The organism is Ramlibacter sp. (assembly GCF_035548915.1).
GTDB lineage: Bacteria > Pseudomonadota > Gammaproteobacteria > Burkholderiales > Burkholderiaceae_C > Ramlibacter.
On the sequence record NZ_DASZSE010000003.1, the window covers coordinates 1 to 13494 of the forward strand.

11 protein-coding genes are annotated in these 13494 nt (G+C 67.5%); 4 read left to right on the forward strand and 7 right to left on the reverse strand.

Annotated elements, in window-relative coordinates; genetic code table 11:
* Nucleotides 1–531, reverse strand: a 531-nt coding sequence (locus VHA82_RS00375) for a hypothetical protein (RefSeq protein WP_325539103.1), incomplete at its 3' end; no start/stop codon positions are given.
* Nucleotides 532–983: 452 nt separating this feature from the next.
* Between VHA82_RS00375 and VHA82_RS00380 the strand changes: the two genes are divergently transcribed.
* The 4 genes from VHA82_RS00380 (at nucleotide 984) to VHA82_RS00395 (ending at nucleotide 6122) form a co-directional block, all read left to right on the forward strand.
* The gene (locus VHA82_RS00380) at nucleotides 984–3461 is read left to right on the forward strand and encodes a DUF1631 family protein (RefSeq protein WP_325539105.1); all 2478 of its coding nucleotides are present in this window, start codon (nucleotides 984–986) and stop codon (nucleotides 3459–3461) included.
* 94 nt (nucleotides 3462–3555) lie between these two features.
* Nucleotides 3556–3780 (forward strand): cysteine-rich CWC family protein, encoded by a 225-nt coding sequence (locus VHA82_RS00385; RefSeq protein WP_325539107.1) that lies wholly within the window; start codon nucleotides 3556–3558, stop codon nucleotides 3778–3780.
* 71 nt (nucleotides 3781–3851) lie between these two features.
* Nucleotides 3852–5348: an MFS transporter gene (locus VHA82_RS00390; protein ID WP_325539109.1), complete on the forward strand. Its 1497-nt coding sequence runs from the start codon at nucleotides 3852–3854 to the stop codon at nucleotides 5346–5348.
* 9 nt (nucleotides 5349–5357) lie between these two features.
* On the forward strand, nucleotides 5358–6122 hold the full coding sequence (locus tag VHA82_RS00395; RefSeq protein WP_325539110.1) for a class II glutamine amidotransferase: 765 nt from the start codon (nucleotides 5358–5360) through the stop codon (nucleotides 6120–6122).
* A 24-nt stretch (nucleotides 6123–6146) separates the two neighbouring features.
* On the opposite strand, the gene gshB is transcribed toward VHA82_RS00395, so the two are convergent.
* From gshB to VHA82_RS00425, 6 genes are all read right to left on the reverse strand, one after another.
* A complete protein-coding gene (gshB, locus tag VHA82_RS00400; protein ID WP_325539111.1) occupies nucleotides 6147–7103 on the reverse strand; it encodes a glutathione synthase in 957 nt (318 codons plus the stop codon).
* Between the two features lie 62 nt (nucleotides 7104–7165).
* Nucleotides 7166–7567, reverse strand: coding sequence for a hypothetical protein (locus tag VHA82_RS00405; RefSeq protein WP_325539113.1), 402 nt, complete (start codon nucleotides 7565–7567; stop codon nucleotides 7166–7168).
* Between the two features lie 107 nt (nucleotides 7568–7674).
* Nucleotides 7675–9543, reverse strand: coding sequence for a potassium transporter Kup (locus VHA82_RS00410; protein WP_325539115.1), 1869 nt, complete (start codon nucleotides 9541–9543; stop codon nucleotides 7675–7677).
* Between the two features lie 121 nt (nucleotides 9544–9664).
* Nucleotides 9665–10870, reverse strand: coding sequence for a tetratricopeptide repeat protein (locus VHA82_RS00415; protein WP_325539117.1), 1206 nt, complete (start codon nucleotides 10868–10870; stop codon nucleotides 9665–9667).
* Nucleotides 10851–12146, reverse strand: coding sequence for a glutamate--cysteine ligase (gshA, locus tag VHA82_RS00420; protein WP_325539119.1), 1296 nt, complete (start codon nucleotides 12144–12146; stop codon nucleotides 10851–10853). The genes VHA82_RS00415 and gshA overlap by 20 nt, the downstream gene beginning before the upstream one ends.
* A 67-nt stretch (nucleotides 12147–12213) precedes the next feature.
* A complete protein-coding gene (locus VHA82_RS00425) occupies nucleotides 12214–13488 on the reverse strand; it encodes a glutamate-5-semialdehyde dehydrogenase (RefSeq protein WP_325539121.1) in 1275 nt (424 codons plus the stop codon).
* Nucleotides 13489–13494: the final 6 nt, after the last annotated feature.

Genomic DNA, 13494 nt, shown 5'->3' on the forward strand with positions numbered 1-13494 from the left:
GGTGTTGCCCCGCGCGTCGCTGGCCCACAGCAGCCGGCCGTCCACAGCACGATACTTCTCGGTGGCGCCGCTCGCACCGTCGCTCCAGCTGTAGGTGGCGCTCGGCGCGTCGTAGGCGATCGTGTCGTAGGCGCCTGCGCCAGCGGTGCTGCGGTAAAGCTGCGCTGTCGCATCCCACGCGTAGAGCGCCTGCGCGCCGTCGGGGGCGGTGCGCATCACCGTGCTGCCTGCCGTATTGGGGGGGCCGGCGGCTGTGAGGTTGCGCGTGTACGTGCCGGTGGACCAGTTGTCTGCGTTGTCGTCATCCAGCGCCCCCAGGCTGTTGTACGTGCGCAAGGCAACCCCGTCGATCCCCACCCCCTTCAGCCGCTCGTCCTCGTCCTGCACGATGAGGTTGCCGTTGGCCACGTTCACGTACGCCCGCTCGCTGCTCGAGCCCGAGGCCGCCTGCCCCGTCACGCCCGCCTCACCGAGCGTGGCAAGCGATGTCAAGCCCAGGCCGAGCGTGTTGCCGCTGACGATTGCAACCATGTGGGTTCTTCTTCCTGTGGGTCTGTGGCGGCCGCCCGGAATAGGCACCGCTCATAACCAATACATCCCCACGCCAGCGGATTTGTTTAGCGAAAAGCCCGCGTAGGCTTCCAATGTGTAGGGTTATCGACTCGCGTGGGTTTGCACTCACTCGATGACTCATCCGCGTCACACATGTGCCAGACCCGCCGAGACCGCCTCGGCCAACAGCCAGCGAGACAAAGGTCTAGGGCGGCGGCGGCGGCGGCGCGCGGATCGCTGCGAACGAGACGCGCCGAGTGCTGCAGCAGCAAGCACAGGCCAAGGTTGTGCGCGAGCGGAAAGTGAGCTTCGCGCCTAGCCCGTTGCGGGTAACGACTGAAACCAATCGCATCAGGTCGGGTTTCCGTGCAGCAATACCTCGGCGCTTCACGCAAGCATTCGGCCTAATGGCGTCCACGCTGAGCTGCGCCATGCCATTGCCTGCCGTCCTTCACGCATGCTTCGACGACGCCGTCGCGCGCGCGCTCGCCATGGTGCAGCAGGCGAGCGAACATGCCGAGAACGCGCTGGAGGAAGAGCGCCGGCGCCTCGACAACCCCCTCGATCGACAGGAGTACACCGCCGCACTGCATGAACTTGCGCTGCAGCGTCTGAGCTGGGGCGCGCGGTTTCCGCAAGTCCTGCGCGACGCATTGCTGAAGCCCCCGCGCAAATCGCCCGCCACGTTGACGATCCGGCCGTCCTCCCTCAGCCTCGTGGACGACGGCGAGCTGATGCAGTCGATCGAAACGTCGCGGCTCACGCAACAACTGGCGGCCGCCGTGGAGCAGCCGCTCTGCGAACTCGACACGCTCATGAGTAGCGCGCTCGGCCTGGAGGGCGTGCATCCGGAAGAAAATCCGCTGCGTCCCGAAGTGTTCGCACAAGCTCTGCGCACGGTGCTGGGCGAATGCCAGCCGCCGCCACGCTGGCCCGCGATCTGGATGCGCCACATGGCGCGGCCGATCGGCGCGCACCTCGTGGAGCTTTATCGCAGCGCCGCCGCGCGGCTGAAGCAGGCGCGCGTGGAAGCCGCGGCGTATCGCGTCGTGACGGCGCCCGCGCCGCTCGCACGGGCTTCGCAGCCGATGCCGATGCATTCGCAACCGATGCCGCTGGCCGAGCGCTCGCACCCGACGCCCATGCAATCGCATCCGATGCCTTTGCATGTGCAGCCGCATCGAGGTCCGATGCAGTCGCAGCGACAGGTGACAGCGCCCTCACAGAGCCGGCATGACGCGCAAATGGGCGCCGCTTCGCCCGCGCGCCGGTACACCGCCTCCGGCTTCGTGGAGCTCATCACACAAGCCCTGCGCGGCCCGCTCTTCGCCGACTTCCTGTTCCGTGGCTCCGCGCAGGAGCAGCACGCGCTCGAGCCTTCCTACTACCACCGTGTCGAGCACGAGGTGGCCGAGCTCGAACGAAGCTGGGATGAGGCGCCGCCCGACTCGGCCGCACTGCAGGCCCGCGCGGCGTTGCCCGCCGTCGAGCGCCCCGTGCGCGAAGTCGGCACCGACAGCCCGCTTTCGCGCGAGGTCTGGGGCGCCCTCGCCGCGCCGCGGCAACGCAAGCTGGTGCGAGCGCGCCTGAAGCAGCAGGCCAACAACGTCGGACAGGTGTTGGGGCTGGAAGTCGTCCACCAGCTCCTCGATCAGGTCGCCCGAGACGATCGGCTGCTCGCGCCCGTGCGCGAAGCGATCGTCGCGCTCGAGCCCTCGCTCGCGCGCCTCGCGCTGAAGTCGCCCCGCTTCTTCGGTGCGGCGGAGCACCCGGCGCGCAAGCTCGTCGCGCGCGTGGCGCAGCGCAGCTTTCACTACAACGACGAATTCTCGCCGCAGTTCAAGACGTTCTTCGACGAGATCAGCACGAGCTTTCGCGCGCTGAACGAACTGGAGGCGCTCGCCGACGACACGCCGTTCGCCGATCAGCTGCGTTCGCTCGAAACGGCGTGGGACGCGCAGGACCGCGAGCAGGAAGCGCAGCGCGCGAAACTGCTCGAGGCCGTCCAGTTCGCGGAAAGGCGCCAGCAGGAGGCCGGCCAGATCGCCTGGACGCTCGGGCAGCGCAGCGACCTCGAGGGCGCACCGGCGGCCGTGCAGGACTTCCTCTTCGACCGCTGGTCGCTCGTGATGGCGCATGCGCGGCTGAAAGCGGGCGGCCAGGAGATCGATCCGGGCGGGTTCGGTGCGGTCATCACCGATCTGCTGTGGACCGTGAAGCGCGACACCGTGCTGAAGGACCCCGCGCGGGCCTTCGAGCTGATCCCCCCCGTGCTCGCGAAGCTGCGTGCCGGGCTGGACCTGCTTGGGGAAGCGCCGGGCGACAACGACGAATTCTTCGCCGCGCTGGAGCGCCTGCATCGGCCGGTGATGAAGCTGCGTGCGCGGCACCGCAAACAGGCGTTCGAGATCCCGAGCGAAATCCTGCCGGAGCCGGAATTGGCCTGCGGCGAGCCGCAGGCGTCGCCGAGGCAGGGCGACGGGCTATGGCTCACCCGGGGCGAGCTGCAGAATGTCGGCTTCGGAGACACGCTGCCGAGCGATTTCGCGCAGCTGCCGGCGGAAGCGCAGGTGCAACCGGCGCACGCATCGCTCGAGCCCGCAAGGAACGTCGCGCCGGGCCCGCTCGACACGCAGCGCGCCGACGCACTCATCGCGCTGCTGCAGGTGGGCAGCTGGGTCGATCTCTTCTCGCGCCAGGAGTGGCTGCGCGCGCGGCTCACGTGGACGAGCACGAATTCGGCCTTCTTCATGTTCGAAAGCCACGGCGGACTGCCGCACTCCATGACGCGGCGCAGCCTGCAGCGGCTCGTCATGAACCGGCTGCTGCGCCCGATCGAAGGCCACGAAGTCGTGCAGCATGCGATCGATCGTCTCTCCCGCGCCGAGCCGCAGGCGCTCGCGGCCTGAAGTCTTCAAGGGCCTGCAGCGCAGGCGCGCAGTCTACGCGCGCGCGTCCCAAGTGGCGCGACAACGCGGGCTGTGCCGTTGATACGATCGCATCATGAATCCCGATCTCTGCCCCCTGTGCGGCAAGCCCAACCGCTGCGCCATGGAAGTGGAGAAGCAGACCGGCGTGAAGCAGCCACCTTGCTGGTGCACGAAGGTGGATTTCTCCGATGACCTCGTGAATGCCGTGCCGCTCGCCGCGCGCGGGCTCGCGTGCATCTGCGCAGCCTGCCAGGAAAGTGCTCGCAGCCGCGCCTCGGCAAAACCCGGCGCTTCATAGCGCGCCACGCCCTGGGCGGGCACGGTGTCGATCGCTCGCGGGCGGCGCGAGCTTCTATGATGGCAATACTCGTGCAATCGCCCATCCAGGAAAATCCAGACACGCCTGAAGCAGGCGGCATCGCCGCGCTTCGGCAACGGTACGGCGAGCGCTACCGGTGGATACTGCTCGGCTCCGTCATGGTCGGCACCATGGCCTCGATCATGTCGTCCACCATCGTCAACGTCGCCATTCCCGACATGAGCCGCCATTTCGCGCTCGGCCAGGAAAGCGCGCAGTGGGTCAGCTCCGGCTTCATGGTCGCCTCCACTGTCGGCATGCTCACCACGCCGTGGATGCTGGCGCGCTTCGGCTACCGGCGCACCTACGTGATGACGATGCTGCTGCTGATGGCAGGCGGCATCGCGGGCGGCGTCGCGTCCGAGTTCTGGCTGATCCTCGCCGCGCGCGTGGCCGAAGGCCTTTCCGCCGGCATCGTGCAGCCCATCCCCGCCATCATCATGCTGCGCGCGTTCGAGCCGCACGAGCAGGGGCGTGCGAGCAGCCTCTTCGGCATGGGGGTGGTGCTCGCACCGGCCATCGGGCCGAGCATCGGCGGGCTGCTCGTGGACTGGTTCGGCTGGCGCTCGATCTTCTTCATGGTGGTGCCGTTTTGCATCGCTTCGCTCTACCTCGCCTTCCGCTTCGTGCCCGTCACGTCACCGGGTGGCGGCGCGGCCCAGCGCGACGCGCAACTGGATTGGCCGGGCCTTGCGCTCGGCGCGGCGGGGACGCTTTGCCTCCTGAACGGGCTGATCCAGCTGCGCGGGACTTCGCACGGTTCGGCCGTCGCGCTGCTCGCGGGCGCGGCCGCGGCCGTCGTCGCCTTCATCGCGTGGCAGAAACGCCGACAGGCGCGCGGCGGCAGCGCGCTCATGAATCTCAAGCTCTTCACGCACCGCACTTATGCCATGGGCACCATCGTGTCCTTCATCTACGGCACCGCGCTCTTCGGCTCGACGTACCTGCTTCCCATCTACATGCTGCTCGCGCTCGAGCTGCCCGCGGCGCACGTCGGCACGATCATGCTGCCCTCGGGCATCGCGCTTGCGCTCACCATCGGCGCGGTCGGCCGCATCACGCACCGGGTTCCGACCCATGTGCTGGTGAGCGTGGGGCTTGCGATGCTCGGCGCGTCGTTCGTGCTCATGCCCACCGTGCCCCTGCAGGCCCCGCTCGTCTTGCTCGTCACCTGGGTCACGCTCGGGCGCGTGGGTTTCGGCTTCATCCTGCCGTCGCTCAACATCGGCTCGATGCGAACGCTCGACAAGACGCTGATTCCCCACGGCGCGAGCGCCATCAACTTCCTGCGCATGCTGGGCGGCGCGACCGGGGTGAGCCTGTGCGCGATCGTGCTGGAGTGGCGCATCGCCGCGCATGGCGATTCGCTCGCCAACCCCGCCACCAGCGCGGCGCGGCTCGCCGCCTTCGATGAGTCTTTCTGGATGCTGGCCGGCCTCTGCGGGCTCGCGCTGCTCGCGGCCTGGCAGCTGAAGGATCGATCCCCTGCCGCGCGCTCTGCCCAATAATCGTCTCCCATGTGCCAGCTGCTCGGGATGAACTGCAACACGCCGACCGACGTGCAGTTCAGCTTTGCCGGTTTCGCGCAGCGCGGCGGCCGCACGGGCGAACACGTCGACGGCTGGGGCATCGCGTTCTTCGAAGGCCGCGGCCTGCGCCACTTCGTCGATCACCAGCCCGCCTCCGAGTCACCGGTGGCCGATCTCATCCGGCGCTACCCGATCAAGAGCCGCAACGTGATCGCCCACATCCGCAAGGCAACCCAGGGTGGGGTGGCGCTGGAGAACTGCCACCCCTTCGTGCGCGAGCTGTGGGGCCGCTACTGGGTGTTCGCGCACAACGGAGACCTGAAGAATTTCCATCCGCGCCTGCACGCGAGCTTCAGGCCCGTGGGCAGCACCGACAGCGAGCGCGCCTTCTGCTGGATCGTGCAGGAGATGCAGAAGTCGCACGCGGGCGTGCCGAGCGTGGGGGAGCTCACGCTCACGCTGCGCGAGCTGGCCGCACGGATCGCCAGGCACGGGCCGTTCAACTTCATGCTGTCCAACGGCGAGGCGCTGTGGTCGCACTGCTCGACCAATCTCTATTACGTCGAGCGCAAGCACCCCTTCGCGCACGCGAAGCTCGCGGACGACGATCTGTCGATCGACTTCGCCCGCAATACCACGCCGAAGGACAAGGTGGCGGTGGTGGTGACCGCGCCGCTCACCGTGAACGAGGAGTGGATGCGGATGCGGGAGGGAGAGTTGAAGGTGTTCGTGGATGGGGAAGCGGTGGGGTGAGAGACGAGCACGGCGGCATCGCCTTCACTCGTCCTTCTTCAATGCCTCTTGCAGCGCATCGATGAACATCCCCGGCACGTCGAACCCCGACTGCTGCGCGATCTCCTGGAAACACGTCGGGCTCGTCACGTTGATTTCGGTCAGATAGTCGCCGATCACATCCAGCCCGATCAGAAGCAGCCCGCGCGCATGGAGCACCGGCCCGAGCGCTTCGGCGATCTCGCGGTCGCGCGCCGAGATCGGCTGCGCCACGCCCTTGCCGCCCGCCGCGAGATTGCCGCGGATTTCGCTTCCCTGCGGGATGCGCGCGAGGCAGTACGGCACGACCTTGCCCCCGATCACGAGCACGCGCTTGTCGCCCTGCGCGATCTCGGGCACGAAGCGCTGCACCATGATCGTGGTCGCGCCGTGATGGTTCAAAGTCTCGATGATCGAGCCGAGGTTGAGCCCGTCCGCGCCCACGCGGAAGATGCCCATGCCGCCCATGCCGTCGAGCGGCTTCAGGATGATCTCGCCGTGCTCTTCGTGGAAGCGCCGCACCTCCTCGGGATTGCGCGTGACGAGCGTCGGGCTCACGTACTGCGAGAACTCGAGGATCGCGAGTTTCTCGGGGTGGTCGCGCAGCGCCGCGGGCTTGTTGAAGACGCGCGCGCCTTCACGCTCGGCCTGCTCGAGCAGATGCGTGGCATAGAAGTATTCGGAATCGAACGGCGGGTCCTTGCGCATGATCACCGCGGCGAAGTCCGCGAGCGCTCGCGTGCCCGAACGCTCTTCGCGAAACCAGGCGTCCTGCGAGCCGGTGAGCACGATTTCGCGCACCTGCGCGTGCACGAGCTCGCCCGAGCGCCAGCTGATGTCGCGCGGCTCGCAGGCGACGATGCGGTGGCCGCGCCGCTGGGCCTCCCGCATCATCGAAAAGGTAGTGTCCTTGTAGGTCTTGAAGACCTCCAGCGGGTCGGCGACGAAGAGAAGGTCGTGCATCGGAACGGGCGAATGAGAGTCCGCCCGTACTGTTGCACAAATCCGAAGAACCTACCGAACGCCTACTTCGCAGCGGACGCGTGGTTCTCCGCCACCCAGTCGCCGCCCACGAGTTTCCACTTGCCCGGGCCCGCGGCCACCCACTCGTGCTGGCGGTAGTCCATGCCCTCGCGGTCCTGGACCCACTCGCCCTTCTTCCATTCGAAGCGGCCGTCCTTCCACTCGTAGTACCCGGACGACCACACCCACCCCTGGGCTGCGGGCGGCTTGGGTTCCCATTGGCCGGAGGGCGGCTGGACGGTCACGACCACCGCTTCCGCGCGGGGGTGTGCAGGCGCCGCGGCCTTCGCGGCAGGTTTGGCGGGATGCTTCGCCGCCATCGCTTGCACCGTGCCGCCGCTCATGCCGATCGCAAGCACGATCATGGCGCAGGCCTTCGCGGCGCAGACTTTGTGTCCTTGCATTGTCGGTAGTCCTCGAGTTCGATGAAGCCGAGCTTCCCAGGCCCCCGCACCGCGGGCAATCGGCCTCGCGCGGGAGGCAGCGTAGGACTTCGCCCGGCGGCTGCCGATCAGATTTCGATCTTGGAGCCCAGCTCGACCACGGAATTGTTCGGCAGGTTCAGGAATTCGGAGGCCGCGCTCGCGTTGTGGTGCATCTGGGCGAAGAGCTTCTCGCGCCAGGGCGCCATGCCGCTGCCGATGGTGGGCACGACCACGTCGCGCGAAAGGAAGTAGCTGGTCGTCATGGCCTCGAGCTCGCAGCCGCGCGCACGGATGTGTTCGAGCGCTCGGGGCAGGTCCGGGTCGTTCTTGAAGCCGTAGTGCACGATCACCTGCCAGCAGTGGTGGCCGAGCGGCTCGATTTCCACCCGGCGGTCCATGCCGATCCAGGGCGTCTCGTGGTTGCGCACGGTGACGAAGAGGTTGTTCTCGTGCAGCACCTTGTTGTGCTTCAGGTTGTGCAGCAGCGCGTTGGGCACGGTGCCGGTCTCTGCGGTAAGGAACACCGCGGTCCCCGGCACGCGCGTGGGCGGGCTCAGGAAGACGGATTCGAGGAATTCCTTCAGCGGGATCGCGTCCGAGCGAAGCTTCTCGTTCAGCAGCTCCCGGCCGCGCTTCCACGTGACCATGAGGGTGAACACGCCGCCGCCGATCACGAGCGGGAACCAGCCGCCTTGCAGCAGCTTCAGCAGGTTGGACGCGAAGAACGTGAAATCGACGACGAAGAACCACGACGTGGCGAGAATGCACAGCCACAGGGGATAGCGCCACGCGTAGCGGATCACGAAGAACGTGAGCGTGGTCGTGATCGACATGTCCAGCGTCACCGCGATGCCGTAGGCGGCCGCCAGGTTGCTGGAGGAGCGGAACATCACGACCGCGAGCACGATCGCGACGAAGAGCCCCCAGTTCACCGCCGGCATGTAGATCTGCCCCATGTCCTTCACGCTCGTGTGCTGCACGTTCAGGCGCGGCAGGTAGCCGAGCTGGATCACCTGCTTGGTCACGCTGTACGCGCCGGTGATGAGCGCCTGCGACGCGATCACCGTGGCCGCCGTCGCGAGCACCACGAGCGGCAGCGTCACCCATTCGGGCGCGAGCAGGAAAAAGGGGTTCTTCACCGCCTCCGGATGGTCCAGCAGCAGCGCGCCCTGGCCGAAGTAGTTGAGCGTGAGCGCGGGCATCACGACACCGAACCACGCGAGGCGGATCGGCCGCTTGCCGAAGTGGCCGAGGTCCGCGTAGAGCGCCTCCGCGCCCGTCACGCACAGCACCACCGCGCCGAGGATGAAGAACGTGATCTTCGGGTGGTGCCACATGAACCGCACCGCGTGGTGCGGGCTGAGCGCCGCGAGGATTTCCGGATGGTCGACGATGTGGGAGATGCCGAGCAGCGCGATCGTGAAGAACCAGATGAGCGTCACCGGCCCGAAGTAGCGGCCCACGCCGCTCGTGCCGCGCTTCTGGAACGAAAAGAGCCCGAGCAGGATCACGAGCGTGAGCGGGATCACCCACTCCGTGAGCTCCGGCGACACGACCTCGAGGCCCTCCACCGCAGACAGCACCGAGATCGCCGGGGTGATCACGCCGTCGCCGTAGAAAAGGGACGTTCCGAACACACCCACTGCCAGGAGCAGGCGGCGCAGCCGGGGCTTTTCCTTCACGGCTTGCGAGGCAAGCGCAAGCATGGCGACCAGACCGCCTTCTCCCTTGTTGTCCGCTCTGAGCACGAGCACGACGTACTTGATCGAGACGATGACGGTGAGCGTCCAGAAGAAGATGGACAGGATGCCGTAGACGTTGTCCGGGGTGAGCGCCACGTGGCCATGGCCGAACACTTCCTTCACGGCGTAGAGGACGCTCGTGCCGATGTCGCCGTAGACGACACCGAGTGCGGCAAGGGTCAGGGGCGCCAGCGATGATTTCGAATTCTGCACGACGCGTCCCGCGGCCCTTCTCCCGGACCCGGGACCCTTCTTTTGTCTTGGGGAACGCCATTTTGCCCGGCCGGCCGGTCCGGCATGAGGCCGTCCGTTGCAGCCAAGCTGCGTGCCGGGTTCAACCTGCGCGGACCTTTCCTTTCGTGCCGAGCACCGTCGCGATGCGCTGCTCTTGCTCGTGCCTGCGCACCGCGAACTCGTTTTGCCCCACGTGGAACCCTTGCGTGGGCGGCTGCGGCCAGGGCACCGCGCCCGGCGGCGAAAAGCAGCGATCGTGCACGAGGCAGCTCGTGCGCACGTACGACCACACGCGGTCGCGCAGGAACCACTGGTCGACGTTGGGAGTCTCCATCGCCGCGGGGCGGTAGTTCGCAAGCAGGTCGCGCAGGTCCGGCAGCACGCCGGCCACGCCGCCCCACATGCCTGCCAGGAGCAAGTCGGTGTGGGTCCACCAGTCGCGCATCGCGTGGAACCAGCAGTCGGACCGCAGCCATGCATCCACCGCCGAGCGCTCGCGTTCGCTCACCACGGAATCGACGTCGCGTACCAGGAAGCGTCCAACGTCCGGCTCGTTGGCCACCTGGAAGCGCCACGCCAGGCGATCGCGCATCGGCTGGTCCGCGGGCTGCTGGCGCAGCTCGGCGCCCAGGCGCGAGAGCGTCTGCCGCGTCTCCTCCGGTACGCTTTCGTCGACGAAGAAGACAAAAGTCCATCCCGGATAGAGCGTGGGCGCGGCGAGCGCGTTTTCCAGCGCGCCGCGCAGGTAGCGCTGCTTGCGGCCCCAGAGCGAGAACGAGACCACGTCGCGCTTGCCCGCGAGGCCGGGCCACTGCCGGGGAGACGCCGCGGGCAGGCGCCAGTCGGGCGGCGGCGGGGCGATCGCGCTGTCTTTCAGCACGAGCGCGCGGGTGCCCGCTTGCGCCGCCTCCTCGTGACGGCCGAGCTGGTAGAGCGAGGCCGCGAGGCCGTCGTAAGCGACGGGGTCATCCGGGCGCGATCGCAGGCATTCGCGCATGCGCGCGACCGCGGGCTCGTACTGGCCGCTTCGCGAGAGACAGACGGAGAGATTCAGGAGCAGGTCCGCGTCGTCGGGATAGTCCCGCCGCGTGTCCTCGAGGAACACCGCGGCGCCCCGCGGATCGCCGCAGAGGAACACGTAGTAGGCCAGCTGCAGCACGAGCTTCAGCGGCTTCGGGCGCTGGTACTGGTTGATGACGGCCAGCACGCTGTCGATCGCGGCCTGCCGCTCGCCGCGCATCCACTGGGCCTGCGCGCGCTGGTTCCAGCCCAGCGTGCCGGCCGCGCTAGTCGTAGGACTCTGCATCCGGATCGGTCGCTTCCAGCTCGTAGCTGGCCGCGAGCATGGCCAGCCGGCCGATCACGCCATACATGTAGAAGCGGTTGGGCGCACTCGCCCCCGGTTTCTGTCCCGGCTGGGGTAAGCGCGTACTCTCCGCAAAAGCGAGCGGCACGTAATGCGCGCCGGGCGCATTCAGGTTTTCGTCATCGCCGCGTTCCGCATGCACGCGGTAGAAGCCGCCCACCACGTAGCGGTCCATCAGGTACACGACGGGCTCCGCGACGGCTTCGTTGATCCGCTCGGCCGTGAGCACGCCTTCCTGGATGATGACCTGCGAGACCTGCTGGCCGTCCTTCACCACCGACATCTTGTTCTTGGTCTTGCGGCTCACCTGCTCCAGGTCCTTCACGTCGCGCACGGTCATGATGCCCATGCCGTAGGTGCCGTTGTCGGCCTTCACCACCGCGAACGGCTTCTCGTTGATGCCGTATTCCTTGTACTTCTTGCGGATCTTGGCAAGCAGCGCGTCGACGTTGGTCTGCAGGCAATCCATGCCCGCCGCTTCGTTGAAGTCGACCTCGCCGCACTTGTTGAACATCGGATTGATGAGCCACGGGTCGATGCCGAGCATCTTGCCGAAGCGCTTGGCGACTTCCTCGTAGCTCTGGAAGTGGCGGCTCTTGCGCCGCACCGACCAGCCCGCGTGCAGCGGCGGCAGGAGGTACTGCTCGTGCAGGTCTTCGAGGATGCCGGGCGGCCCCGCGGAGAGGTCGTTGTTCAGCAGGATCGTGCAGGGGTCGAAGTCTTTGAGGCCCAGGCGGCGGCGGCTGCGCACCACCGGCTCCAGCACCACCGATTCGCCGTTGGGCAGATCGATCTTCGTCGGCTGCTTGATGTCGGGGTTGATGGAGCCCACGCGCACATTGAGCCCGGCCATGTGGAAGATGCGCTGCAGCTGCACCACGTTGCTCAGGTAGAACGTGTTGCGCGTGTGGTTCTCGGGAATGACGAGCAGGTTCTTCGCCTCGGGGCAGATCTTTTCGATCGCCGCCATGGCCGCCTGCACCGCGAGCGGCAGCATCTCGGGCGTGAGGTTGTTCCAGCCGCCCGGGTAGAGGTTGGTGTCGACCGGCGCGAGCTTGAAGCCCGCGTTGCGGATGTCCACCGACGCATAGAAGGTCGGCGTGTGCTCCATCCACTCGAGCCGGAACCAGCGCTCGATGGCCGGCATCGAGTCGAGGATGCGCTGCTCGAGTTCGTTGGTGGGGCCGGTGAGGGCGGTGATGAGATGGGGGACCATCGGGGTGGACGTGAATTGTAGGGATTTGGGGCCGGACGAGCCGGTTGCAAGCACTACCGGTGCGAGGTCACTGCCGCAGTTCCCCGTTGCCCAGCACCACCCACTTGAGCGACGTGAGGCCCTCGATGCCCACCGGCCCGCGCGCGTGGAACTTGTCGGTGCTGATGCCGATTTCCGCGCCCAGCCCGTACTCGAAGCCGTCGGCAAAGCGCGTGCTCGCGTTCACCATGACGCTCGCCGAATCGACTTCGCGCAGGAACCGCTGCGCGTGCACGTGGTCGCGCGTGAGGATCGCGTCGGTGTGATGCGACGAGTAGCGATTGATGTGCGCGATCGCCGCGTCTACGCCGTCCACGATCTTGATCGCGATCACCGGCGCGAGGTATTCCTCGTACCAGTCCTGCTCGGTGGCATCGACGACCTTCGCGAAGGTCGAGAGGATCGCCTTCGCCTCGGCGTCGCAGCGCATCTCCACCCCCTTGGCCGCGAACACCTCGCCGATCCTCGGCAGGAACTCGCGCGCGACACCGCGTGCGACGAGGAGCCCCTCCGCGGCATTGCAGGGGCTGTACTTCTGCGTCTTCGCGTTGTCCGCGACCCGCACCGCCATGTCGACGTCGCACGGGTCGTCGACGTACACGTAGCAGTTGCCGTCCAGGTGCTTGATGACGGGGACCTTCGCTTCGCGGCTGATGCGCTCGATCAGGCCCTTGCCGCCACGCGGAATGATCACGTCCACGAACTGCGGCATCGCGATCAGCTGGCCCACGGCTTCGCGATCGGTCGTCTGCACAAGCTGCACGGCCTCGGTCGGCAGCCCCCCTTGCGCGAGCGCTTCCTGCACGAGCCGCACGAGCGCCTTGTTCGATTCGATCGCTTCGGAGCCGCCGCGCAGGATGCACGCGTTGCCGCTCTTGATCGAGAGGGACGCGGCTTCGATCGTCACGTTCGGCCGGCTTTCGAAGATCATGCCGAAGACGCCGAGCGGCACGCGCATCTGCCCGACGCGAATGCCCGACGGCTGCTGGCGCATGCCGACGATCTCGCCGATGATGTCGGGCATCGCGGCGAGCTGCTCGCAGCCCTGCGCGAGCGTTTCGATGATCTTCGGCGTGAGTGTGAGGCGGTCGACCATCGGCGCGGCGAGGCCGCCGGCGGCCGCGCGTTCGAGGTCCTTCGCGTTGTCCGAACGCAGCGCCTGCGCGTTCTCGCGCAGGAGGCGCGCGATGCCGCGCAGCACCGCGTTCTTCTCGGCCGCGGTCGCCGACGCCATGCGCGCCGAGGCCTGCCGGGCCTGCAGCCCGAGACCCTGCACGTATTCGGCGACGTTGAGCGCGTTCATGGCGAC

Coding starts and splice junctions, on each gene's coding strand:
- VHA82_RS00380 (WP_325539105.1), top strand. CDS start 984: ATGCCATTGCCTGCCGTCCTTCACGCATGCTTCGACGACGCCGTCGCG.
- VHA82_RS00385 (WP_325539107.1), top strand. CDS start 3,556: ATGAATCCCGATCTCTGCCCCCTGTGCGGCAAGCCCAACCGCTGCGCC.
- VHA82_RS00395 (WP_325539110.1), top strand. CDS start 5,358: ATGTGCCAGCTGCTCGGGATGAACTGCAACACGCCGACCGACGTGCAG.
- gshB (WP_325539111.1), bottom strand. CDS start 7,103: ATGCACGACCTTCTCTTCGTCGCCGACCCGCTGGAGGTCTTCAAGACC.
- VHA82_RS00405 (WP_325539113.1), bottom strand. CDS start 7,567: ATGCAAGGACACAAAGTCTGCGCCGCGAAGGCCTGCGCCATGATCGTG.
- VHA82_RS00415 (WP_325539117.1), bottom strand. CDS start 10,870: ATGCAGAGTCCTACGACTAGCGCGGCCGGCACGCTGGGCTGGAACCAG.
- gshA (WP_325539119.1), bottom strand. CDS start 12,146: ATGGTCCCCCATCTCATCACCGCCCTCACCGGCCCCACCAACGAACTC.
- VHA82_RS00425 (WP_325539121.1), bottom strand. CDS start 13,488: ATGAACGCGCTCAACGTCGCCGAATACGTGCAGGGTCTCGGGCTGCAG.